A 26,154-nucleotide genomic window follows, 5' to 3' on the forward strand; every position below is an offset into this window, starting at 1 on the left:
CATTTAACAATCACACCAGGGTCTGGAATATTGAATCTAAAACAAGCATCTCTTAACGATAAAAACTCTTTATCAATTGTCTGTAAGACTTCTAACTTGAAAGTTGCTGAATAGCTCCTGTTATTCCTAGGTAATAACCCTTTTTTCCCTTGGGCTTTGTAAAAACCAACCCATTTACGAATGTTAGATTCATTTAGACCTTTTTGTTTAGAAACAGCTGCTGCTGAATAGTGTGATTCTAAAACTAATTTTACACATTCAAGTTTAAATGCATAATCATACTTGACTTTTCTGCCCATAAAAATACCCCCAAATAGTGTCTAACTTTTTGGGGGCAGTGTAATTGCGGGATTTTTTATGCGCTAAATTTTATTTATCGGACTAATAATTTCGACATCGCTAAAAGCAATAGCACCTCTTACAACACTATCTATTGTGCTTTTTAGAGCTTCAATTAATTGCATTTTAAGCTGAGATTTATGGTATATTAAACTAACTTCTCTTGCTGGAGGCGGAGTTTCAAAATCTCTTAAATGTTCTTTATCTTGTTCATTTAAATCTAGCGTATTTAAATAAGGTAGTAAAGTCATTCCTAAACCATCTTTTGATAGTTTTATAAGCGTATCAAAACTTCCGCTTTCTAATTGAAAATGATGTGTTGAATTTTTCTTATTGGTTCTACATAAATTAATAATACTATTCTTAAAGCAATGACCATCTTCTAATAGTAAAATGTCGTCAACCTCTAAATCTTCAATTTTAATCTTTTTTTGGTCATACAAACGATGTTCATTAGGTATTAAACCAACAAAAGGTTCGTAATATAAAACGCGCTCTTTTATAGCTTCGTTCTCTAATGGAGTTGCAGCTAAAGCAGCATCAATATGCCCATCAGTTAACTTTCTAACAATTTCTTCAGTTGTTAATTCTTCAATAATTAATTGAACTTTTGGGTAGTTTTTATTAAAAGTTTTTAAAAACATTGGTAATAATGTAGGCATAACAGTGGGTATTATACCAAGTTTAAACTCACCACCTACATATCCTTTTTGTTGATGAACAATATCCATAATTCGATTACTTTCATCAACAATAACTTTTGCCTGTTCAATAATCTTTTCACCAACTTCTGTTAATTCAATTGGTTTTTTTGAACGATTAAATATTTTAGCTTCTAATTCATCTTCTAATTTCTGTATTTGCATACTTAAAGTGGGCTGAGTAACAAAACAGTGCTCAGCAGCAATAGTAAAGTTCTTGTATTCAGCTACAGCAAGGGTATATTTTAACTGTGTGATTGTCATTGTATCAAATTTTTTGATAAAGATATTAAAACTATCAATAACACTTATAGTTTTTTTTATTTATTTGAATGTAATTTTGACATAGCAAAAGATAAATTACTAAATTAAAATAATATGAATACAACTGTTTTAGGATTAGATAAAGAAAAATCAATTGAATTAGTAAAAGAATTAAATGTATTATTAGCTAATTTTCAGGTGTACTACCAAAATGTAAGAGGTTTGCATTGGAATATTAAAGGGAAAAGTTTCTTTGAATTACATGTGAAGTTTGAAGAGTTATATACAGATTCTCAGCTAAAAGTAGATTTAATTGCTGAACGAATTTTAACATTACAAGGAACACCGTTACATACTTTTGATGATTATATAAAGGCAGCTAAGGTTCCTGTAGGAAAAAATATAAGTAAAGATGTTGATGCGGTAGAATTGGTTATTGAATCATTATCTGAATTATTGAAAATTGAAAGAGGAATTTTAGAGTTATCAGGAGAAGCAGATGATGAAGGTACAAACTCAATGATGAGTGATTTTATTGCTGAGCAAGAGAAAACAATATGGATGTTAAATGCTTGGTTAGGTTAATCATAATAAATTTTATAAAAAAGGTGAGCTAATTTAGCTCACCTTTTTTTGTTTAGAATAATTCTAATTATTTAAGTTCTCTTAATAAAGTTTACGTTTTAATGATGTGTTATTAAAATTGTATTACCACAAGTTTTACAAACGAGCTCTTAATTTGTTTTATTAAAAAACATAAATAGAATTACAATGAAAAATCTAAAATTAGGCTTATTGGCTTTATTAATAATTCCAATTACATTAATATCTTGTGAAGATGGTATTGACGGGGAAAAAGGTGTTGATGGGGTAAACGGTACTGATGCAACTGTTTATTTAGCAGCATCAAAAACTCCAAATTTTTTAAAAGTTACGAATGATTTTGTAGGGATAAAAATTACACCAATATTATCATCAGAAGATATAATACCAAACTCACCAGATTTTGTATACGGTTCTATGGCAGACGGTGCTGGATTACTACCAGAAACAGATGGTACTTTTACTTTAATAAATAATATTGAAGCAGATTACTCTATTGCAAGAATTAAATTAAACGAAAATTTAAGACCAATATCAGCGGCATATATTTTAAATGCAACAGCAACAGGGGAAACAGCTCAATGTTCAGGCTCTATGATATCACCTACCGAACATGGTTTCGGACCTTTATATTTATCAGGTGGTGAATGGGGAGGAGCTTCTAAAGGTGTTTTTGTAACTGATCCTTATAAATCGGTTTCTGATGCAAGTACAGGAACTATGGTAACAGCAATGGGGCAATGGTCTACTGAAAATGCTGTAGTTATAGGTAAAGACGCTTATGCAGATAAAACGGTAGCTTTTATAGGTGATGATAATGCTAATAACGAAGTGCCATCTGGTCAACTAGGAATGTATGTTGGTGATAGAGGTGATTTAAATAATGGAAAATTATATGGTTTAAAAGTTACCTCGCCAGGCGTAACTTATGAAGTTGATATGACTGAAGGAGCTGAATATGATGTTGAGTTTGTTGAGTTAGAAGAAAAAGAAATTAATGCCTTAGATGCTGAGTGTAAAACGAAAGGTGTTATGGGGTTCTCTAGATTAGAAGATATTGACTGGAGAAGAGGTTCTGCTGCAAATAATAGAGAAATATATTTTGCCGTAACAGGTCGTAACAAACCAGGATTAGTAGGTAAAGGTGCTATATTAGGGCGTGTTTACAAGGTAGTATTAAATGATACTGACCCAACTGGTACAGCAAAAATAACATGTGTATTAGATGGTGATAAAGTTGGAGGTAAAGCAGATGGATTTCATTCTCCTGATAACATTTTAGTAACTGAAAACTATGTTTATATTCAAGAAGATCCTAATGGATATGCTTCAGAAAATGCAAATATTATTGGTTATTCTAAACTATATCAATATAATTTATCAACTGGAGTAATTAAAACGGTTTTAGAATGTGATCAAGAAAGAGCAGCATCTTTAGGCTATGGTAGAACATCTAAATATTGGGAAATTACAGGAATGATTGATGTTACAGATATCGTAAATAATGGGAAAAATCAATTTTTAGTGATAACTCAAAATCATGGATGGGAGCCAGCAGACGGAACATCATTTACCGATCCAAAGGCAAACCCTAATTTAACAAACCGAAAAGAAGGTTCTGTTTTACACTTAATTACAGGATTAGAAAGATAAAAAATGAAAGACTTACTCAGTCAAGCTAAGACATACCTTTGTGTATGTCTTTTGCTTTTAATTGTATCATGCAATGATAAACCAGAAAAGTATAACTCAATTACTAATTTTTCTGATAAAATTAATAAACTATATATAGCTCATCTTTCTAATGCTATTGATAATTTAGATAGTATGAAAGGGAAGACTATTAAAGAGCAACAGGAGATATATGTTTTAGCTCGCAAGGCTTTTAAATTATCAGAACCAGTTTTAGCCTTCTCAGATAAAGATAATTATAAATCATTGAACGCTCCAAATATTATCGGAGTTCATGGAGAAGCGAGTAATGATACAAGAATTGTAAATCCAATAGGTTTTCAGGTAATAGAAGAACTTATTTACGAAGATAATATAAATAAAGACTTTTTAGAAAGAGCAATAAGAGTAACAAGCGCTAGATTAAAACTAATGCGAAAAAATGTTGCTATTAAATTAAAAGCACATCATATAATATGGTTAGTAAGAGATCAAATTACAAGAATAGCAACTACTGGAATAACAGGTTTTGATTCACCAGTTTTAAATCAATCATTATTAGAAAGTACGTATACTTATAAAACACTATTAGATATTATTCTAATAAATAAAGAGAAGTTTACATCAAAAGTTTTATACAATAAATTTGAAGCAGCAATAATAGCTGCTCAAAATGATTTAGATCATGATTTTGATACTTTTGATAGATTCAATTTTATAAAGAAGCATATAAATACTCAGTTAAAATTATTAGTTGAAGTTCAAAAAGACTGGAAGGTTAAATTTCCTTTTGAAATGGCATTGTCTAATAATATGACTACACTCTTTTCATCAGAAGCATTAAATTTAAATTATTTTTCAGATCATTTAAGTGATACCACTCAATTAGCAGCTAAGGTAGTTTTAGGTAAGCAATTGTTTAATGATAAATCTCTTTCTAAAAGTTACGATATGGCTTGTGTAACTTGTCATGTTAAAGATTTAGCTTTTACAGATGGTCGAAGAATCTTTAATGAAAAGCAAACAAGAAACAGTCCAACATTAACATATGCTTCCTATCAGCGTAGTTTTTTTATGGATGCTAGAGCAGGTAGTTTAGAAGGTCAGGTTGTTGGAGTTGTAGAGAATCATAATGAATTTAATATGTCTATGGATTCTGTAGTACAACGTGTTTCTAAAAATAAGGAGTATAAAAAATCACTAGCAAATTTATACGGCTCTAAAAGAACAAATTTTAATATACGTCATGCAATAGCATCATATATTAGAACTTTAAATACGTTTAATTCTAAGTTTGATAAAAACATGCGAGGAGAGGAGGAAACGTTATCAGCAGATGAAAAACAAGGATTTAATTTGTTTATGGGAAAAGCATTGTGTGCATCTTGTCATTTTGCGCCTATTTTTAACGGTACAGTTCCTCCTAATTATAATGATACTGAAATTGAATTTATTGGAGTTCCAGCATCAACGGATACTATTAATGCTAAAATATCTACAGACTTAGGAAGGTACAATGTGTATAAAACAAATGAACGTAAACATTTTTTTAAAACACCCTCTGTAAGAAATATAGCTAAAACAGCACCATATATGCATAATGGTGTGTACAAAACACTAAATGAGGTAATGGATTTTTATAATAAAGGAGGTGGCGCTGGTTTGGGGTTTCATAACGAATATCAAACACTACCTTTTGATAGTTTAAGCTTATCAACAAAAGAAATTTCTCAGGTTATCGATTTTATGAAGACATTAACTGATGAGTAATTATGCCAGTTCTTGTTTCTTTTTATTCTGAAATAGAAAGAAAAAGGGCGCTTTATTACGGTTATTTTAAATTAGAAAAGGTATTAGTTATATTAGAGAATAGTTTAAAAGAAAAGAGCAATGGAAATTCCATTGCTCTTTTCTCTTATTTGAAATAAAAACTTTATTTAATTTAGTTTTTGTTTGTCTTGAGCACTTAGTTTTTTCTGATAACGACCTTGAACAACGTCTACAATAATTAAAACAGCAAGAACAAAGTAAAATGTTGTATTACTCATGGGTACAATTTCATTTCCGAATATTTTAATATGAGCTAAATGTCCTCCTTCGGTAACTAACATGATACCAACAATAAAAAGGATAAACAACCCTAATACTTCATACATTCTATTTTTTGATAAGAAAACCGATATTTTATCAGCTAAAACAAGCATTAATAAGCCACTAAAAACAATAGCAATAGCCATAATAATAAATGCAGCAGTAGGGCTTTCTATATCGCTAGTAAGTCCTATGGCAGCTAAAATAGAATCAAAAGAAAAAACTAAATTCATTATAACAATACTAGTTATAACAGCATTTGATGATTTCGTTTTTTTTTCGGTAGCCATTTCAGAAACTTCAAGCCCTTGAGTAGAAATTAAGTGCCATATTTCTTTAATAGCAGTATAAATAATAAAACCTCCTCCTAGTAATACAATAATACTATGTCCGTTAAAAGCAAAGTGAATAATATTATCTATTCCACCAGTTAAAAAAGAAAAAGGATTTTTAAAAAACTCAATGATTGATACTAAAACAAATAATAAAATAATTCTTAAAGCAATTGCTATTAAGATACCAACCTTTCTAACTTTTTTCTGGTCAGATGAAGGTGCTTTTTTAGACTCTAAAGAAATATATAGCAAGTTGTCGAAACCTAAAACTGCTTGTAAAAGCACTAGCATCACTAGTGTAAAAATATACTCTAACATAGTTGATTTTTTATTGATTTATTGATTCTTCAAATATATCTGTAAACTAACACATACACAATTGATGTTTAAAGTTTTTATAGTTAATTATGTACAAGTGTTTTAGAAATATACAATTTTTCTTTTTGTTTTAAATATTGATTAAAAATTGAATGTAATGTGTTTTCATATTGTATAAAAACCGCATCGTTAGTATTAGTGTAAAATTTTTCAATGGCTTTTGCTGCTTCTGAAGCGCAAAAGATGGCATTTGAAATACCATGCGAGGAAATAGGATCAAAAGCAATGGCAGCATCTCCAATAGCTAAACAATTTTTAGTGTAAATTTTACTAGATACAGACGAATTTGCTTGTTTACCCAAAATTTTAAAATCGTCATTAAAAGGTATATGATTTTTTAATACGAGTGTATTTTGTAAAATAGTTCTCCAATTAGCAAATGAAGTTAATTGTTTGTGTAATGGCGATTTATTAGCGGTGTATAAAGTAATGATATTAGTAGTTTCATTAAGGTTTGAAACTGTTCCCCAACCATTTTTAAATGATTCTGTAAAGAAATTATACTTTAAGGTTGAATTGCTTTTTGGGACATAGCAGATGAATGCTAAATTTTCATCATATGTTTTTGTTTTAATATTAAACTGTTTAAGAATAGCTCTTTTTCTACCAGTAGCATCAATAATTAAATTACTATTAATAGTTCGTACTTCATTGTTTATAAGAATAGTGGTAATTACTTTATTTTTCTTATGTTCAATATTTATAATTTTATTGCAGGTAATCTGATGTGTTTTTGTATTGTTTTCTAATTCTGATAGTAGTTTTCTTTTGTTTAATTTTAACCCATATTTATACGGATTGTATTTGAAAAAATTTTCTTCTTCTATCGTTTTAGTCCCCCATTTAGATTGATATCCATACGTTCTACTAGCGCAATTTTCGAAAACAGAAAGTAAATCGATATCATATAGTAGTTGTAGTGTTGAGGGAGGAATTGTCTCGGCAAGTATAGGGTTTGAGGTGTTTGTTTTTCGGTCTAGTAATATTGTTTGAATACCTTTCTTTTCTAACAAGTAATTTAAAACGAGTCCTGAGACTCCTTTACCAACAATAAGAACGGTTGTTTTTAAGTAAGTCTCAGGAATCATAATTATTTTATAGTTAAGTAAATATTAGTTGCAGATTTATATCCTCCACATTTATCTATGTAGTTTATTGTTATAGTAACAAAATTATTTGTAAATGGTTTTAAAAGATCTGTAATATTTATAGGAGATAGCGGTGTGATTTTACCACTACAACCATTACTAAAGTCTTGATTTAAAACAATATTTCCATTAATGCTAAGTTCTAAAACATCATCTACAGAAACATTTCCTGTACTATCTTTAGTAGATGATAAGTACATGCTTTTACCTTCTGGTAACCAAACCATTTCTCTTGTGTTTGTGTAAAAAACACTAGGAGGATTTAAGTTTACAGGAGTAGAAGTAATTTCTTTACCTAAAAAAATTACTGTTGTGTCTCTAACGTTTTTACTTTCTGTTGAAACATATACAATTTCAGGAATATCAGAGGTATTAGCATTTCGACCAGCAACAACACCAATATCTTTCCATTTATAAACCATATTAATTAAACCATTAAGATAACCACCTTCTGCATGATACCCAATATAACCAGTGTCTGTGGTCATTAACCATGGTAATCTATTGGCATATAAATATTGTTTTGTATCATTACTTATATTGTTTTGTTGTATTTTAACTAGGCTATCTTCAGTTAATACATCAACAGGTAAATTTGCAGCCCACCATGCTGGTATTGGGTATTGACTATCTAAAAAGACTTTCTGGCAACTACCTGCATCAGATTGCCAAGGAATTCCCATCCATTTAGTTAAATCTCCAGGAGTTGTTTTCCATAACCAGCTTTCTTCATTAGATGGATCTAGAGATGCTTTCACATTATCTGTGTTCATTTGAAAACCAAAATCATTATAAAAAATAGCCGCTTGTTCTTCTTGTGTTGCCGATGCAATACGTATTTCTCTTAAACCAAAAAAGGAAGCACCTTCTTTGATATTTGTAAAAGTGAGTTTATTTTCAGCATACATTTGTTTATGTCGCATTGGCCATGTAAGTTCAACACCTGGATGAAAGCCACCACCGTATAATGTTTCTAAGACAGCTCTGGTCATTAATAAGGCACTTTTTGAAGGGTCTTTTGCAGCTTCTAAGTAGATGTTTTGATAGTAAAGTCCAATTTCATCCATAGAAGTGAAATTATTATTTAAGCTATTAAAGTTTCCATCTCTCCAACTTTTTAGTTGTTCATATAACATTGGTGGTATTGCAAACCATTGTGCAGGGCTACCTGGGTAATTGATACCATCACCTGGGTAAAAAGGATATTTTAAATCTTCTGTACCACTACCTAAATTGGTAATGTCAGTAGTACTTTTACTAGGGATAACTGGTTCATTAGTGTAACTATACCTTGGGTTTCTAAAAAGATTAAATATTTTTTCTCTTATAGGTTGTGCTTCTAATGAATTATTGAATAAAGATTTAAATTCAATAGCAGATAATTGATCTATAATTTCTCTGAAAGAAGGTGCTAAAAAATCACTTGCGTTTACCCATTGCATTCTGTATAATCTATACAAAACCGGAAATATTAAGCTAAAATCAGTACTATATCCTTCATTTGCAGTTCCGCAAATAAGATCATACATTGTAGAAATTGGCTGTATTTGCGGAGCGTAATCTGGTGGAGCAGTAGCAATCCAAGCAGCTGAAGTAGCATTGTTAAGTTTAAATGTTTGTCCATTTACGGTAACTTTGGCGGTAACACGGCCATCACATATATCATCATACCAATTAGAGTTATCTGCAAAATCGGTATTTAAGTCAGAAGGGTTTAATGCTGCCGAAATACCATCTGCGGGGTAAAAAATTAAAGTCCCTTCGTCATATTCAGCAGTTCCTAAACTTACATCTTTAGCTTCCGTTTTCATTGCTGTTGCAATTTTACTTTTCGCTTCAGTATCTTGAGGAAAAGGGAATTGGCCTCCAATTTTTTGCTTTATGTTTTCAGAAGAAACAGTTACAGAAGAAGGACTATTTACAAGTTCTTTTCTAAAATTTTTATCACCAGAATTTATTAGTTTTTCGTTTAATACATTTGGATTTCTACGAGAAGTACTAATTCCTGGAGCAATTTTATCGTTGTAAAAAGTGTCGCTTAAGTTTTCATTATCAGTTTTAATAGAAAGATCTAAACTGTTGTTAAAGTCATACCAAAAAGGTTTTTTATTAGCAACTTCAACAGTCCATTCTATTTGTGCGTTTTGTATTTCTAATTTGCGTATAGGAATATCATTAGAATCACATTCATAAATATAAAAACGTTGTGCTTGTTTTTTAAGAGCACCATTTATGGTATGATATTCTTGATTAGTTTCAAAAAGATTAGCCCAAGGTACTTCAGGACTAAAAATAACATCTTCTTTATTTGCAGGTCCATTACCCATTCTTGCAATTCCTATTGAAGGATAGATTTTTAAATTCATAATAGTTTAAGTTTTAAGTTCATAAAAATTATACCATTAAAATTAGGGATAAGGAAGTTGACAATTTTAAAAAAAACCACGAGTGCCTTTTTTTTAGGAACAAGAGAGGTTTATTTTAATTATAAAATGTAGGTGTATAAAATACGAATGCTAACAAATGCTATTAAAATAGCAGTTGCCTTTTTTAATTGAATAGGCTTTAGTAGTTTGTTACTCAATCTACTTCCTATTTGCCCCCCAATAAAAACAGTTATTAATAGTACAGAGGTTAAATTCCAATCAATAAAAAAATCAGGGTTGGTATATTGACCAATTAGCCCAGCAATAGAGTTTACTAAAATAAAGAAGCTTGCTGTAGCTGCGATTTTAGATGGCGTGTCCCAATGTATTAAATGAAGTAAAGGAGCTAAAAAAATACCACCTCCAATACCAACCATTCCAGAAATGAAACCAATGAAACCACCATATCCGGCATTTTTAGAGACACTTAAATTTGTAACATCTTGTTTAGATGAATTTAAATGTTTAGAAATCCACATTGTAATAGCCGCAAATAGTAAAGTAACTCCTAAAAGAATAAAAAAAAAGGTTTGATTAATGCGTAAATATCCACCTAAAAAAGCAAAAGGAGTGCTAAACAAAACTAGAGGGATAACCTTTTTCCAATTATACTTTTTATGATAAATATATATAAATACATTACCCGTAACTACTACGATATTACAAAATAATGAAATCGCCCTAATTTGTGAAAAAGCTAAACCAGTAAGTGCTAAAATTGCTAAATAGCTAGAACCCCCACCAAAACCGACTGAAGAATATAGAACGGCAACTGAAAAAAATAATAAAATAATATGCCAGTTATGTGTGAGTGTTTGTAGAAAAAAATCCATAGAAAACCGAAAATACTAAATTAGTCATTCTTAAAGTGTTGTTTGTAGAAAAAATAACCATAAATTTTAAAAAAGGTGTAAATTGTTACACTTAAAAATAAATTGAAATTATGAGTAACTATCATATAAAGACTTTAGAAGAATATTTTCAGGTTTATAGAAAATCAGTACGAAACCCTGCGTTATTTTGGGAAGAAATTGCAGAAGAGCACTTTGTATGGAGAAAAAAATGGAATACTGTTTTAGAGCATGATTTTTCAGAACCAAAAATAAAATGGTTTGAAGGAGCAAAACTAAATATTACAGAAAATTGTATTGATCGACATCTAAGAATAAGAGGAGATAAAACAGCTATTTTATTCGAACCCAATAATCCTGATGAAAAAGCAGCGCATATTTCATATAAAGAATTACACAAACGAGTTTGTAAATTTGCTAATGTTTTAAAAGAGAACGGAATTAATAAAGGTGATAGAGTTTGCATTTATTTACCTATGATTCCTGAATTAGCAGTTTCGGTATTAGCTTGTGCAAGAATAGGAGCTGTACATTCAGTTGTATTTGCAGGATTTTCTTCAGCTGCTTTATCAACTAGAATAAACGATTGTGAAGCAAAAATGGTGATTACTTCAGATGGATCTTTCCGTGGGAAAAAAACAATCGATTTAAAAGGAATTGTAGATGAAGCTTTAAATGATTGTGAATGTATTGAAACAGTTTTGGTTGTTAAAAGAATAAATACAACCATTCAAATGAAAGAAGGTAGAGATAAATGGTTGCAACCATTATTAAACGAAGCTTCAGAAATATGTGAACCAGAAATAATGGATGCGGAAGACCCGTTATTTATTTTATACACCTCTGGATCAACCGGAAGTCCGAAAGGAATGTTACATACCACAGCAGGTTATATGATTTATACGGCATATACCTTTAAAAATGTTTTTAATTATAAAGAAAACGATGTGTATTGGTGTACAGCAGATATTGGTTGGATTACTGGGCATAGTTATATCGTATATGGTCCGTTAGCAAACGGAGCAACGACAGTATTATTTGAAGGAGTACCAAGTTACCCTGATTTTGGGAGGTTTTGGGAAATTATAGAAAAGCATAAAGTAAGTCAATTTTATACTGCACCTACAGCAATTAGAGCTTTAGCAAAAGAAAAGTTAGAATTTGTAGATGCCCATGACTTATCATCTTTAAAAGTTTTAGGTACCGTTGGTGAACCAATAAACGAAGAAGCATGGCATTGGTATAATGATAATGTAGGTAAGAAAAAAAGTCCTATTGTAGATACTTGGTGGCAAACAGAAACTGGCGGAATGATGATTTCTCCAATACCTTATATAACGCCAACAAAACCAACCTACGCAACTTTACCATTGCCAGGAATACAGTTAGCATTAATGGATGAGAATGGGCAAGAAATAAAAGGAAATCAAGTTGATGGACGTTTGTGTGTTAAATCTCCATGGCCAGGAATGGCAAGAACTATATGGGGAAATCATCAACGTTATAAAGAAACCTATTTTTCTGCTTTTAAAGACAAGTATTTTACTGGTGACGGTGCACTTAGAGATGAGGTAGGATATTATAGAATTACAGGAAGGGTAGATGATGTAATTATTGTTTCTGGTCATAATTTAGGTACGGCACCAATAGAAGATGCTGTTAATGAACATCCTGCTGTGGCAGAAAGTGCTATTGTTGGTTTTCCTCACGATGTAAAAGGAAATGCATTGTACGGGTATGTAATACTAAAAGATGTTGGTGAAGGTAGAAACCATGATAATTTACGAAAAGAAATAAATCAAATAATAACAGAACATATAGGTCCAATTGCTAAATTAAATAAAATTCAATTTACAATAGGTTTACCTAAAACACGATCGGGTAAAATTATGCGTCGTATCTTGCGTAAAATTGCGCATAACGAATTGGATAATTTAGGAGATGTTTCTACTTTGTTAAACCCTGAAGTTGTGCAAGATATTATTGATAATAGATTGTAACGAAACATGAGTATTGTAAATATTAGAACTTATCTAGAAAAATCACTTTTGATTAACGATAGTGATTGGGAATTTTTTACCTCTAGATTAGTACTAAGAAAAGTGAAAAAACGCACAAAACTATTAGAAGTAGGAGAAATAGAAAATTATATTTCTTTTATAGATAAAGGAATTGTGCGTTTTTTTATACCAAAAGAAGATAAAGAAAAGGAAATTACCTTTGGATTTTGTTTTAGTGATGAGTTTATAAGTGCTTATGATTCTTTTTTAACACAATCTCCTTCATTATACGAGTTAGAAACACTTACAGATGTAGAAATGTGGAGTATGTCGTATGAAGATTTACAAGAAGTATACAAAGAAACTAGTATTGGAAACGCATTAGGACGACTATCTTCAGAACGACTGTATTTAATAAAGTCTAAAAGAGAGCAATCGTTGTTAAATGAAACTGCAGAACAACGTTACCTTAAATTATTTGATGAGCGACCAAAGCTAATTAAAGAAATTCCATTAAAGTATATCGCATCCTACATAGGAGTTACAGCACAGGCTTTAAGTAGAATTAGAAAACGAATTACTTAACTTAGGTTCATTTTTTTTGCGATACTAAAATTGGTTCTTTGTAAACTAAATTTACAAGAATGACAGTAGTAGTTTTTATGATTATTTTATGGTATTCAGGGTTGTTTTTTCAAACTTTTTTTTTACATAGATATTCAGCACATCAAACCTTTACCATGTCTAAATTTGGTGAAAAAGCATGTTTTTTCTTAACATGGTTAACACAAGGATCAAACTATTTAAGTGCTTATGGTTATGGTGTAATGCATAGATTACATCATGCTTATGCTGATACAGAGAAAGATCCACACTCACCAAAGTATGATGAGAATCTTTTTAAAATGATGTGGCGTACTAAAAATATTTATCAAGATATAAATAACAATAGAATTGCAATAGAAGATAAATTTACTAAAAACGTACCGCAGTGGAAGAGTTTTGACAGCTTTGCGAGTTCTAAACTATCCAGGTTGGCTTGGGGAGCCCTATATGTGGTGTTCTTTGCCTTTTTTGCTACTGCTTGGTGGCAATGGTTATTTTTACCAGTTGCTTTTTTAATGGCGCCAATACACGGTGTAATAATTAATTGGTTTGCTCACATTTATGGTTATGTAAATTTTAAAGTAAGTGATACCTCTAAAAATTTATTACCATTCGATTTTTTAATGATGGGAGAAGGGTACCATAATAACCATCATGCCCACGGAGGTCGAGCAAACTTTGGAGGTGTAAGATGGCATGAAATCGATGTTACTTATTGTATAATGGTTGTTTTAGATAAGATGAAACTAATTAAACTTAAATAAAACCTTTATCTCTGGCTATTAAAATTAAATCTTTATCATCAGAACTGTTAACACCAAAAAGTTGTTTTATATGACGTTTTCTTTTTTCAATAGCAGTAATCGATAAGGGCACATTATTAGGTAAATCTTTCATTCGAGTACCTATTGATAATTCATAAATAATTTTTCTATCAATATCATCAATTAAGTAATCATTAGTAACTTGACTTCGAAGAAGCTTCATTATTGTTTTACTATAATAAGGAGGTTCATTAATAACGTCTTGTATAGCGGTAACTAATTCTTGTGGAGTAATGTCGTTTTTAACAAGAAAACCATCAGGGTTTATGTTTTTTAAAATACTATGTACTCTATAATTATCATTAAATGTAGTAGAAACTATTATTTTAGCATCAGGTAACATTTTATTAATTAATAAGCCTAAATCTTCACCAGATAATATTTTACCATCTGCAGAAGCAGGAAGCCTCATGTCTAAAAAAATGATATCAACATTTTTAAGTGATTCAGCGCACTCTTTAATAAAAGCAAAGGCAGTGTCACAATCATGGGCAACAGACACATCAAACGAAATGTTTTCATTCTGCTGGTCTATGTAGGTAAAAGCACTTTTATAGGCTTCAGAAATTAATGGATGATCATCAATAATTAAAGCAGTGTATTTTTTATCTGTCATTACTCAAATTTATAAGGTATTTTAATAATAAGTGAAGTTCCTTTGCTTAGTTCTGATAAAAATTCAACAGAACCGTTTAATTTTTTTACTCTCGACTTAATATTTTTTATACCAATTCCTTTTTTTCCTTTTTTAGAATTAAAACCAACACCATTATCTTTTAACTCGATAATAATATGTTGATCATCTTTTGAAAAAGCTAAAGTAACCTTTTCTGCTTTTGCATGCTTAAGAATGTTCTGAAGAGCTTCTTGTATAATACGATATATATTTGCTTTTATAACCTCATTTGTTGTTTTCCATGAAATTTCGTTATCTATATTAAATTCATAAGTAAAATCTCCGAGTTCGCTTTTATCTTTTAAAAGTTGTGTTATTATAAAGGTAAAGTTAACCGTGTCACTATTAAAATTATCATTTAACTTATGAGAAACATCCCTAATTTCTTTTTCAATGTCTTGTAGTTCATTTAAAAGAGATTGATGTTTTTCTAAAACATCATCGTCTCCTTTAATGTTTAAAAAACCTAAGCCAAAACGAGTTCCAAAAAGTTTCCCCAATACACCGTCATGTAATTCTTCAGATATTCTATTACGTTCTTTAACCTTTTCTTCTTCTAGTTTAGCTTTTTGCTGAAGCGTTAAAATATACACCTCTTCATTTGCTTTTTGTTGCTCACTTTCTAATTGAAGTTTTTCATTTTTTACTTTTTGTACGCGTAAGAAATATAATAAGCTTAAAATAAGTATTCCTGCAATACTCGTAACTATTATCCAAATTTGTTGTTGGTTTAAGCGTTCGGTTTCTTCAATATATTCATCAGTCTCAAACTCTATGCGCGTAAATTTGTTTTGAGTTCTTCGCTCAGTACTAATCAAACTATCGTTAAAGACTATATAGCGATCTAAATGTTTTTTAGCATTTTTTGTATCTAGGTTTGCTAATTGCTTAAGGGTAGTTAAATAATCTCCTCCGTTTTTTATTTTCTTGGCTAAAGTGTTTGCTTCTTTGGCATATTTTAAAGCGTTTATAGTGTCTTTTTTGTATTTATAATAATAAGAAATATGAATTTTAGAACTAACAATACCTGCTTTATTTATCATACTATCTCTTATATGTAAAGCTGTAAAAAAGTCTCTTTTAATATTGAGTGTGTCAGATAGTAATAATTTACAGTATGCTTTATTATTAAGCACCCTAGCATATTGATCTTTCTTTAATTTTTTTGTTTTAAGTTCTTTATTATAATATATAAGAGCAGTTTTAAATTCTTTTTTCTTTAAATAAACATTCCCTATATTATTGTATATTCCAATATAATTTTTTTCTTTAATTTTTTTAGATATTTTATTATAATATTTTATTGCTTTAGAGTAGTACTCTACGGCTTTGTCATATTCTTTGATGTCATGCTGTAATAAGCCAAGATGATTATAGGAATCATAAAGTCTTTCATGATTATTTAATTCTTTAAATAATTCAATAACTTTTATATTTAAAATTTCACTACCAATATAATCTTTATAGTAGCCTTTTATGCGTGTCATTCCCCATAAAACAGAAGAGGCTTCTTTCTTGTGATTTTCTTTTATGAATATTTGATAAGCTTTATTAAAATGAAAATAAGCTTTATCATATATTTCTAAATTTATATAATAAGAAGCATAATTCCAATGAGTATCTCCAATGGCATAGGTGTGCTTATTTTTTATGGCTGAGTTTAAAGCTATTTTATTTACTTTAAAAAAAGAGGTAGTATCTTTTAATTCATAAAACTCATAGGCAATAGAGCTTAGTTCTAAAGGGAGTTGTTTGTTGTTATTTGTAATATAATTATAAGATTTTATTAAAAGATTAGACCTTGAAGTACTATCGAGTTTTTTATTTTTAGCTTTTTTTATCCAAATTTTAATACTGTCATTTTGAAATTTAAAATACTTGGAAGTTGAAAAACACAATTGATTTCCTATAGATAGGAAAAATATAAAAAGAGCAATTTTTTTGATAGATTTCAATAGTTGATTATTTTAAGCAAATCTAAAAAAAAAGCCCTTAACATTTGTTAAAGGCTTGTATTTATAAAAGAAGTTAGTTTCCTTTACTACCATTACTGCTTCCACCATCACCATCATCACCAGTATCAAGATTATTCAGAGTATCGATTCCTCCAGAAATTAGTTCTGTATTTTGAGTTTTAGTTTCAGGAACTAAATCTTCAGTTAGGTCAGTACAACTTGTACTTAAAAGAATTAATAGAGTAATTATTAACGTATATTTTATAGTTTTTAAAGTTTTCATAATTTTAGTTTTTAAAATTTGACAATAGTTTTCCTTGCCGCATTTGCAGCTATTACAGTATCGAAATGTTTTTTTCGATGTCTATGTCTTGGTTAAATCAAGACAATAGTTTTCTAGCCCAAGTATTTTGGGTAGTTGTAGAATTGGATTGCTATTTAACATCAATCCGTGAAGACTCATTACTGTTAAGGCCTATTGAGTACAACAGACTTCATGAATTCTACTTTGTCATAAATAAAGGAAGCGTTTGTGATTTTTAATGAACGCTAGTTGATTGTAGTTCTAAAATAGTAACATCATTTGAGTTAATGTGACTGTTTTTAGGAAGCGTACTGATTTACTTAGTAAACGTTCCGTTTCATTTAGTTTATGCAATTTTATCTTTTTCATAATTTTTCATTTTTTAGCTTCATTAAGATAGTGAAAAATAACGAATTATGCAAGTTTTTTAACATATAGATGATGCTTAATCACCTTTTTGTTAAAAACAAAAAAGACGCCTTTTAAGGCGCCTTTACGTGTATATTATTAAGTAGAACTATTAGTTCATCATTAAATATTGCTTTTCACAGTAAATATCCTTATCCTTTTTTATGTAATAATCAAATCCTACTTTAAATAGGTTGTTGATAGTTTCGTTTAAATAAATTAATTTCATAATTTTTAATATTAATCAGTTAAATAATTATGATGCAAATATATATAAGTTTTGGAATAAAACAATAAAAAATTAAAATTAATTAACTGATAGTCAACTAGTTGCGTTGTTTTTGGGGCGTGGAATTTTATTCTAGTATTTTACCTAGAAATTGAGTTTTAATGCAATGTTTTGTAATTCAATTGCTTAGTAGTCAAAGGATCTTAGTTTATATGTTTATAATTAAAATATCATATTTTTAAAATAGGGTATAAAAAAAACGTCCAAGTAATTGGACGCTTTATATATTCTTAATTTTTATAATCAAATCATGTTTCAAATTTGTTTAAATCAACATATAATGTCCGATATTGATAGATTGGACTATCAACACCTTCACAAAAACTAGATGCTAGTTTTGTTACTCCTTGTCGTATATGTAAATTTATTTTTTTCATTATGAGGCAAATATACGATATTTTTAAAAAATGATATAAATCATGATTTATATCGTTTTTATAAAAAGTAAGGGAACGCCTCACTAAAAGTAAGGGAGAACCTCACCAAGTTTTTATAAAGATGAAATATCTTTGTACCGGTTAAAAACTACACCTTGTTTAAAGGGTATATAAGCTAAAGGTTTATATTAATACGTCGGGGAAAATTCTATGAAAAAAATATTACTCTAACCAAAGTAAAAAAAGAAAGCTAGTCAAAAAAACACCTATTTAGGTGTTTTTTTGTTTTTTATAATGTGTAATAAAGCTCAGTAGTTAAATATGTACAATTAAACATTTAGTTTTAAGTAGGTGGGCAACTCTTGTTGTTAGTTCGAGCATTACAGAAATCAAAATGATAAAAAACAATTTATATGGTGTTTATAAAAAGTAAGGGGGCGCCTCACTAAAAGTAAGGGTAAACCTCACCAAGTTTTTATAAAGATGAAATATCTTTGTACCGGTTGAAAATTGCACCTTGTATAAAGGAAATATAATCGGAGGGTTTATATTAATACGTCGGGGGAAATTCTATGAAAAAACTTTTACTCTAAACCAAAGTAAAAAAAGAAAGCTAGTCAAAAAAAACACCTATTTAGGTGTTTTTTTGTTTTCTATAATAGCGTACATTTAAGATGTATAACCTTTCTTAAAGGTAAAGATTACACTTTTTGCTAATCTGTCATGTTAATTATAAATGGCATATATATTGACAAAAAATAGCTGATACTATTTTGTTAGTATAAAAAATAAAATATGAAGCACCTAGGTACAGTACCAAATAAGAATAAAAAGAAACCGAAAATTTCTATTACTAAAGCATTTAAAACCATTATATGGCCTAAAAGAGGGTTAGTGTTTATTGGGCTAATATTAATTGTGGTGAGTAGATTGGCAAGTTTGGTTGCACCATTAAAAATAAAATCGTTATTAGATAACGTAATACCTAATAAAGATTATGATGAATTGTATAATTTATTATTTATTGTTGGTGGAGCTATTTTAATACAAGCGATCACATCTTTTTTATTAACACGTATATTAAGCGTGCAAGCCCAGTATTTAATTTCTGAGTTACGAGCAAAAGTTCAAAAGAAGGTATTGTCTTTACCAATAAGCTTTTTCGATAACACAAAATCTGGAGCTTTGGTTTCTAGAATTATGAGTGATGTAGAAGGAGTTCGTAATTTAATAGGAACAGGATTAGTTCAATTAGTAGGAGGAACAATTACAGCAGTAATTTCTTTGGTTTTATTAATTAAAATAAGCCCATCTATGACACTTTTTGTGATAATTCCCGTAGCTGTATTTGGATTGATAGCTTTAAAGGCATTCAAATATATTAGGCCTATATTTAGAAACAGAGGTGTAATTAACGCTGAGGTAAAAGGACGACTAACAGAAACTTTAGCAGGTGTACGAGTAATAAAAGCCTTTAATGCAGAAAAGCAAGAAAATGAATCTTTTGAAAAAGGAGTTGATCTTTTATTTCAAAATGTTAAAAAAAGTTTAACAGCAACAGCAGTTATGACTAGTTCTGCAACATTTTTATTAGGAATTGCTTCTACAGGAATTATGGGAATTGGAGGTTACAAAATAATGACTGGCGAATTAACTGTTGGAGATTTCTTATCATTTACTTTTTTATTAGGGTTAATGATTGCACCAATTGTGCAGATGAGTAACATTGGTAGTCAATTAACAGAAGCTTTAGCAGGTTTAGATAGAACTGAGGAGTTAATGAATATGGAAGCTGAAGAGGACGACGAAGAGAGAGTTATTGAACTAGAAGATGTTAAAGGAGAACTTATTTTTGAAGATGTTTCTTTTTCTTACGAAGAAGGAAAAGAAGTTTTAAAAGATATTAGTTTTAAGGTTCCGTCAGGAACTGTTACAGCTTTGGTTGGTAGTTCTGGTTCAGGAAAATCTACAATTGCAGGTTTGTCAGCAACTTTTTTAAATCCAAAATCAGGAAAAGTAACGATTGACAACAATGACATGTCAAAAGTTCAATTAAACTCTTATAGAAAAAACTTAGGAGTTGTTTTACAAGATGAATTTTTGTTTGAAGGAACTATTAGAGAAAATATTTTATTTCCAAGACCCAATGCAACCGAAGAAGAGTTACAAAATGCAGTAAAAGCCGCGTATGTAAATGAGTTTACTGATCGTTTTGATGAAGGTTTAAATACATTAATAGGAGAGCGAGGAGTAAAACTTTCAGGAGGGCAACGACAACGTTTGGCAATTGCAAGAGCAATTTTAGCGAACCCGAAAATTATTATTTTAGATGAGGCTACTTCTAGTTTAGATACAGAAAGTGAAGCATTAATTCAAAAAAGTTTATCAGAATTAATAAAAGACAGAACAACCATTGTAATTGCACATAGGTTGAGTACTATTAAACAAGCAGATCAAATATTAGTTGTTGAAGCAGGAAAGATAGTTGAAAGAGGTACACATGATGAATTGATAGCTGAAAAGGGGCGATATTTTGATTTATACACGTACCAAGCTAAAATATAAATATTTTAAAAGCAGAAAATAAAAAAGCGTGCTATTTTAGTACGCTTTTTTTTATTTTAAAAGAACTTGTGTAAGTTTACAGCTAATATTCGACTTTACTTTATAGAATATAAAAGAGTAATAAAAAAATGAGAAAATTAGCCTTACTAATCGCAATTACAGTAATTTCTATTTCATGTAAAAAAGATGTGAAAAAAGAAACTGTAGTTAAAGAGAATTTAAAAGAAGAAACCACAAAAATAAAATACCCAAAAGCTTTAGCAGCTGTGTTTAAAAAACATGGAGGAATTGATAGTTGGAATAAAATGAAAACATTGTCATATGGTGTAAATGGAGAAGAGCATACAACCGATTTGCATTCAAGAAAAGCAGTTGTTAACTCTTCTGATTATTCTTATGGATTTAACGGAGAAAATACTTGGGTTTCAGACACGACAAAATTTAAAAAGGACCCAAAATTTTACTACAATCTATATTTTTATTTTTATGCAATGCCATTTGTTTTAGCAGATGACGGAATTGTATATTCTGAAGTAAAGCCATTAGAGTTTGAAGGAAAGAAATATCCTGGGTTTAAAATATCTTATAAAGCAAATGTAGGTAACTCATCTGATGATAATTACTTTATTTATTTTGATGAAACAACAAAAGAAATGAGTTGGTTAGGGTATACGGTTACTTACTTTAGTAAAAAGGCTTCTGATAAGTTTAGTCTTATTAGATATAATGATTGGGAAAATGTTAACGGTTTTTTATTACCAAAATCTTTAACTTGGTACCAAAAAAACGAACAAGGTAACCCAACTGAACCAGCAAGAAAGCCAACTGAATTTTCATTGCCTTTATTAAGTAAAGCATCATTAGCAGGTAGTTTTTTTGAAAAACCAACAAAATAAATGAGTAACCAAAAGTATACTTGGAAAAAAGAGTACAGTTTTGTATTAATTGCAAACGTAATTTACATTGCGTTATTTTATATAATTACAAATTTATATACGAACTAGAATATGCAAAATATTGATTGGATTGTACTTTCGTTAACATTATTATTTATTGTTTTTTACGGAGTTTGGAAAACAAAAGGGAGTAAAAACGCAGAAGAGTATATTAAAGGAGGAAACGATAGTAAATGGTGGACGATTGGGTTGTCGGTAATGGCAACCCAAGCGAGCGCCATTACATTTTTATCTACACCAGGACAAGCATTTCATAGTGGTATGGGCTTTGTTCAGTTTTATTTCGGATTGCCAATAGCAATGGTTATTATTTGCTTGGTATTTATTCCGATTTATCATAAATTAAAAGTTTACACTGCTTACGAGTATCTAGAAGGGCGTTTTGACAAAAAAACAAGAACCTTAACTGCTATTCTGTTTTTAATTCAAAGAGGTTTAGCTGCTGGAATTACAATTTTTGCTCCCGCTATTATTCTATCAGCGGTATTAGGTTGGGATTTAGTAATGCTAAACATCATTATTGGTTTTTTAGTAATTATTTATACTGTTTCTGGAGGAACAAAAGCAGTAAGTGTTACTCAGAAACAGCAAATGGCAGTAATTTTTGCAGGAATGTTCATTGCTTTCTATTTAATACTACAATATTTACCTGATGGAATTACTTTTACAAAAGCACTAGAAATTGCAGGAGCTTCTGATAAGATGAAAGTTATAGATTTCTCTTGGGATTTAAACAATCGTTATACTGTTTGGACAGGGATTTTAGGAGGAACTTTTTTAATGCTTTCTTACTTCGGAACAGATCAAAGTCAAGTACAACGTTATTTATCAGGGAAATCTGTTAGAGAAAGTCAGTTAGGTTTAATTTTTAATGGATTATTAAAAGTACCAATGCAGTTTTTTATCTTACTGGTTGGTGTAATGGTGTTTGTATTTTATCAATTTAACACAGCACCTTTAAACTTTAATCCAAAAGCAAACGATGCAATTGTAAACTCAGAATATGCTCTAGAATATAAAAATTTAGAGCAGCAACATATTCAAATAGAAAATAAAAAGAAAACATTAATTTTTGAAGGTTTAACAGATGAAAATAAAAAGCAACTTCAAGAATTAAATGAACAAGATAAATCGATAAAAAAGCAAGCAAAAGCAGTAATTACAAAAGCTGACGCTCAGGTAGAAACAAATGATAAAGATTATGTTTTCATTTATTTTATTCTAAACAATTTACCAAAAGGCTTAATTGGGTTGTTATTGGCTGTTATTTTATCAGCAGCAATGTCGTCAACAGCTTCAGAATTAAATGCCTTAGCATCAACAACAGTAATCGATTTGTACAAGCGTAACGTAGGTAAAGAGTATGATGATGCACATTATGTAAAAATGACGAAGTTGTTTACTTTAGGCTGGGGTATTTTAGCTATTTCGGTTGCTTGTGTGGCTAATTTATTTGATAACTTAATTCAGTTAGTAAACATTATAGGTTCTATTTTTTATGGAAATGTATTAGGTATTTTCTTACTAGCGTTCTTCTTTAAGTTTGTAAAATCGAATGCAGTTTTTATAGCCGCAATTATTACTCAGCTAATAATTATATATGTTTGGAAAGCAGACTGGTTACCTTTTTTATGGCTGAATGCTTTAGGTGCTGGTTTAGTAATTTTAATAGCTTCTGCATTACAACTATTTTTTAATAAGAAAGAATAATGATTACAACTAGAGCAGCAATACAAGAAGATTTACCAATCTTGTTAGAATTTGAGCAAGGACTGATTAATTTTGAAAGACCTTTTGATCCTACTTTAAAAGATGAGAAAATATCATATTACGATATTAAAGCAATGATTTTATCTGATGATGTTGAGGTGATTGTAGCGGTAGATGGTAAGAGAGTCGTAGGTTCTGGTTATGGCAGAATTGATGAAGCAAAGCCATATCTAAAACATGCTAAATTTGTTTATTTAGGGTTTATGTTTGTTGACGATTCATACAGGGGTAAAGGAATCAATAAATTAATTATTGAGACTTTGTATGCTTGGGCAATTTCTAAAAATACATATGAAGTTCGATTAGATGTGTATGCTGATAACCCAGGAGCGATTAGAGCGTATGAAAAGGCAGGGTTTAGTAAACATTTAATAAATATGAGAAGAAACTTAAAATAATTAATCTTTATCATTTAAATGCTTTGCAGTATAAGCACCCATACTAAAACAAGCTTGCAGTAAATAACCACCTGTTGGTGCGTTCCAATCTAGCATTTCACCAATACAGAAATTATTTTTAAGTTTATGAAGTTCAAAGTTTTCATTTACTTCATTTAAAGAAATACCACCAGTAGTAGAAATTGCTTCATTTAATGGTGCAGCACTATGTATAATAAGTGGTAACGCTTTTATTTTTTCTGATAATATATTTTTATTAGTAAATTCTTCTTTGGTTAAAGTTGCTTTTAGAAGATTAATTTGAGGGGTACTTAATTTTAATGTTTTTTTAAGTATGTCTTTTACTGTTCTTAATTGCGAAGCGTTTATCTTCTGAATTACTTCATTAAGACTAAACATTGGTTTTAAATCAAGATAAATCGTTGCTGTTTTTTTAGTTGAAAGTTGCGATTGTATTTCAGGGCTCAAGGCATAAATAGCATTTCCTTCTAATCCGAATTTAGTAATAACTAGCTCACCTTTTTGTATTTTATCTAAGCAAGATAAAGCGATGTTTTTTAAAGGTTGTCCTTCGTTTTTTAAGATGAATTCTTTCGGCCATTTAATTGCATATGCACAATTTGCAGGTAAAAAAGGAAGTGTATTTATTTCTTTGTTTTTAAATGTTTCTAACCAAGAGCCGTCAGAACCAGTAATTTTCCAACTAGCACCACCCATTGCAAAAATGGTATAATCAGTATTTATAATTTCATTGTTATTAAAAATTAGTTCATCTTTAATATTCCAGCCTTTCCATTCATAATTGTATACTAATTGAACACCTTTATCAATTAAAAATTGTTTAATTTTAGTAAGAACTTCAATCGGCTTAATCCCTTTTTCTGGATACACTCTGTTGCTACTACCTACAAAAGTAGGAATACCAATAGTTAATAACCATTTACGTAAATCGTTATTTGTAAAATGTAATAAGGCTTGTTTTAAAAAAATATCAGGAGTATATCTTGTAATCATTTTTTCAATAGCTTCTCCGTGGCTGAGGTTAAAGCCTCCATCACCAGCAACAAGAAATTTCCTTCCTAACGATTTCTTTTTTTCATAAACAGTAATATTAAATTTATTAGCATCTAAGAAAGCAGCAGTAATAAGAGCAGAAGAACCTCCACCAATGATCGCTATTGATTTTTTCATAAAACAAAGTTAGCATTTGTTTTTTAAGAGGTGATAAAAATAGTTTATAAAATCAAAAAATGCCCACAACCAAAGTAGTGGACATTTTATGATATATAAGCGTAGTTAATTTTTACTAAAAATAAGAATTACATTTTAGATAAAAAATCTTTATTCATTTTAATATAGTCTGCATTTCCTGCTTTTTCAGCGCCAGCTAAAGATGCTTTCGCAGCTTTAATAGCTCCTTTTTTATCTCCAGCTTTTGCTAAGATTAATGCTTGTTGACGAGAATACCAAAAACGAGGCTTGTCTTTAGTCATATCAACTGCTTTGTTAATCCATGTTTTAGCTTTCTTAATATCTTTTCCTTCATCTAAATAATACTTTGCAGCACTAAAATAATCTCCAGCAGATGGTCCTAACATTGTTTTAGTAATGCTAGCCTCAACACCTTTATCAGTAGGCGTATTAAATTTAACACCTACATAAGCATTCTCCCATAAGATACCAATAACAGCAGAGCTATTTGTAATATCATCAATAGAAAGCGTAAAAGTTTCTATTTTCATAGGCATTGGTTGAACTTTAGCAGTAGTTGATAATGCTACTTTACTATCATCCCATTTTCTAGGAGTTCCCCAGTTATTAGAATCAGTATAAAAAATAACTTCCCAAGAACCTTTTGCTGGTTTTGTATATAAAGCATAAGTTCCTTTTTTTAATTCTTTTCCGTCAATAGTAACGTTATTACTAAAAGTTACTTTTGTGTTCGCATTTGCTCCTGTTCTCCATACCTTATTAAAAGGAACTAAATCTCCAAAAATTGTTCTACCTCTCATTCCTGGTCTAGAGTAGTCAAGAGTTACATCTGTTAAGCCAACTGCTTGTTCTAATTTAGAAGAAGGGCTAGGAGCTGGAGTTTTTATTTGAGCATTTGTAGTCAGAGCTATAGCAGCTACAAATAAACTTAAAACTATTTTTTTCATGATAATTGATTTAGGTTATATTCTTGATGCTAAATTTACAAGGAATTAGATAGTTAAATG

At 29.8% G+C, this 26,154-nt stretch carries 21 protein-coding genes; 10 read left to right on the top strand and 11 right to left on the bottom strand.

Annotated elements, in window-relative coordinates:
- Together H518_RS19555 and H518_RS0108905 are read right to left on the bottom strand one after the other, a co-directional pair.
- On the bottom strand, positions 1-299 hold a 299-nt coding region (locus H518_RS19555), incomplete at its 3' end, for a transposase (protein ID WP_043706773.1).
- A gap of 63 nt (positions 300-362) precedes the next feature.
- Positions 363-1,304, bottom strand: coding sequence for a hydrogen peroxide-inducible genes activator (locus H518_RS0108905; RefSeq protein ID WP_028888730.1), 942 nt, complete (start codon positions 1,302-1,304; stop codon positions 363-365).
- Positions 1,305-1,418: 114 nt separating this feature from the next.
- Here H518_RS0108905 and H518_RS0108910 point away from each other — a divergent pair, with 114 nt between their 5' ends.
- From H518_RS0108910 to H518_RS0108920, 3 genes are all read left to right on the top strand, one after another.
- Positions 1,419-1,889: a Dps family protein gene (locus H518_RS0108910; RefSeq protein ID WP_028888731.1), complete on the top strand. Its 471-nt coding sequence runs from the start codon at positions 1,419-1,421 to the stop codon at positions 1,887-1,889.
- Positions 1,890-2,075: 186 nt separating this feature from the next.
- The gene (locus H518_RS0108915) at positions 2,076-3,560 is read left to right on the top strand and encodes a PhoX family protein (RefSeq protein ID WP_028888732.1); all 1,485 of its coding nucleotides are present in this window, start codon (positions 2,076-2,078) and stop codon (positions 3,558-3,560) included.
- A 3-nt stretch (positions 3,561-3,563) separates the two neighbouring features.
- Entirely contained in the window at positions 3,564-5,348 is a 1,785-nt protein-coding gene (locus H518_RS0108920; RefSeq protein WP_028888733.1) for a cytochrome-c peroxidase, read from the top strand.
- A 167-nt stretch (positions 5,349-5,515) separates the two neighbouring features.
- Here H518_RS0108920 and H518_RS0108930 read toward each other — a convergent pair whose 3' ends face one another.
- From H518_RS0108930 to H518_RS0108945, 4 genes are all read right to left on the bottom strand, one after another.
- Positions 5,516-6,322: a TerC family protein gene (locus tag H518_RS0108930; RefSeq protein WP_028888734.1), complete on the bottom strand. Its 807-nt coding sequence runs from the start codon at positions 6,320-6,322 to the stop codon at positions 5,516-5,518.
- 83 nt (positions 6,323-6,405) lie between these two features.
- Positions 6,406-7,470, bottom strand: a complete 1,065-nt coding sequence (locus tag H518_RS0108935) for an NAD(P)/FAD-dependent oxidoreductase (protein ID WP_028888735.1) — start codon at positions 7,468-7,470, stop codon at positions 6,406-6,408.
- 2 nt (positions 7,471-7,472) lie between these two features.
- Positions 7,473-9,896, bottom strand: a complete 2,424-nt coding sequence (locus H518_RS0108940) for a LodA/GoxA family CTQ-dependent oxidase (protein WP_028888736.1) — start codon at positions 9,894-9,896, stop codon at positions 7,473-7,475.
- A gap of 119 nt (positions 9,897-10,015) precedes the next feature.
- Positions 10,016-10,789, bottom strand: a complete 774-nt coding sequence (locus tag H518_RS0108945; RefSeq protein ID WP_028888737.1) for a sulfite exporter TauE/SafE family protein — start codon at positions 10,787-10,789, stop codon at positions 10,016-10,018.
- 110 nt (positions 10,790-10,899) lie between these two features.
- Between H518_RS0108945 and acs the strand changes: the two genes are divergently transcribed.
- Genes acs through H518_RS0108960 form a run of 3 tightly spaced genes read left to right on the top strand, consistent with a single transcriptional unit; the run spans position 10,900 to position 14,177 of the window.
- Positions 10,900-12,807, top strand: coding sequence for an acetate--CoA ligase (acs, locus tag H518_RS0108950; RefSeq protein ID WP_028888738.1), 1,908 nt, complete (start codon positions 10,900-10,902; stop codon positions 12,805-12,807).
- 12 nt (positions 12,808-12,819) lie between these two features.
- Positions 12,820-13,392 (top strand): Crp/Fnr family transcriptional regulator, encoded by a 573-nt coding sequence (locus tag H518_RS0108955; protein WP_028888739.1) that lies wholly within the window; start codon positions 12,820-12,822, stop codon positions 13,390-13,392.
- Positions 13,393-13,451: 59 nt separating this feature from the next.
- Positions 13,452-14,177, top strand: a complete 726-nt coding sequence (locus H518_RS0108960) for an acyl-CoA desaturase (protein WP_028888740.1) — start codon at positions 13,452-13,454, stop codon at positions 14,175-14,177.
- Here H518_RS0108960 and H518_RS0108965 read toward each other — a convergent pair.
- The 3 genes from H518_RS0108965 to H518_RS0108975 form a co-directional block, all read right to left on the bottom strand.
- The gene (locus H518_RS0108965; protein WP_028888741.1) at positions 14,170-14,853 is read right to left on the bottom strand and encodes a response regulator; all 684 of its coding nucleotides are present in this window, start codon (positions 14,851-14,853) and stop codon (positions 14,170-14,172) included. The two genes, H518_RS0108960 and H518_RS0108965, sit on opposite strands and share 8 nt — an antisense overlap.
- Entirely contained in the window at positions 14,853-16,868 is a 2,016-nt protein-coding gene (locus tag H518_RS0108970; RefSeq protein ID WP_028888742.1) for a tetratricopeptide repeat-containing sensor histidine kinase, read from the bottom strand. Before H518_RS0108970 ends, H518_RS0108965 begins: the two co-directional genes overlap by 1 nt.
- 73 nt (positions 16,869-16,941) lie before the next feature.
- Positions 16,942-17,151: a hypothetical protein gene (locus H518_RS0108975; RefSeq protein WP_028888743.1), complete on the bottom strand. Its 210-nt coding sequence runs from the start codon at positions 17,149-17,151 to the stop codon at positions 16,942-16,944.
- Between the two features lie 1,890 nt (positions 17,152-19,041).
- On the opposite strand from H518_RS0108975, the gene H518_RS0108985 reads away from it, so the two are divergent.
- The 4 genes from H518_RS0108985 (at position 19,042) to H518_RS0109005 (ending at position 23,935) form a co-directional block, all read left to right on the top strand.
- A complete protein-coding gene (locus H518_RS0108985; protein ID WP_028888744.1) occupies positions 19,042-20,811 on the top strand; it encodes an ABC transporter ATP-binding protein in 1,770 nt (589 codons plus the stop codon).
- A 128-nt stretch (positions 20,812-20,939) separates the two neighbouring features.
- Complete coding sequence (locus tag H518_RS0108990) at positions 20,940-21,707, top strand: DUF6503 family protein (RefSeq protein ID WP_028888745.1); 768 nt, start codon at positions 20,940-20,942, stop codon at positions 21,705-21,707.
- Positions 21,708-21,818: 111 nt separating this feature from the next.
- Positions 21,819-23,477, top strand: coding sequence for a sodium:solute symporter (locus H518_RS0109000; RefSeq protein ID WP_028888746.1), 1,659 nt, complete (start codon positions 21,819-21,821; stop codon positions 23,475-23,477).
- Positions 23,477-23,935: a GNAT family N-acetyltransferase gene (locus H518_RS0109005; RefSeq protein ID WP_028888747.1), complete on the top strand. Its 459-nt coding sequence runs from the start codon at positions 23,477-23,479 to the stop codon at positions 23,933-23,935. Before H518_RS0109000 ends, H518_RS0109005 begins: the two co-directional genes overlap by 1 nt.
- On the opposite strand, the gene H518_RS0109010 is transcribed toward H518_RS0109005, so the two are convergent.
- Both H518_RS0109010 and H518_RS0109015 read right to left on the bottom strand, forming a co-directional pair.
- A complete protein-coding gene (locus H518_RS0109010; RefSeq protein ID WP_028888748.1) occupies positions 23,936-25,126 on the bottom strand; it encodes an aminoacetone oxidase family FAD-binding enzyme in 1,191 nt (396 codons plus the stop codon).
- Between the two features lie 128 nt (positions 25,127-25,254).
- Positions 25,255-26,094, bottom strand: coding sequence for a DUF2911 domain-containing protein (locus tag H518_RS0109015; protein WP_028888749.1), 840 nt, complete (start codon positions 26,092-26,094; stop codon positions 25,255-25,257).
- Between the last annotated feature and the right edge of the window lie 60 nt (positions 26,095-26,154).

It is taken from the genome of Tenacibaculum ovolyticum DSM 18103 (genome assembly GCF_000430545.1).
Lineage (GTDB): Bacteria > Bacteroidota > Bacteroidia > Flavobacteriales > Flavobacteriaceae > Polaribacter > Polaribacter ovolyticus.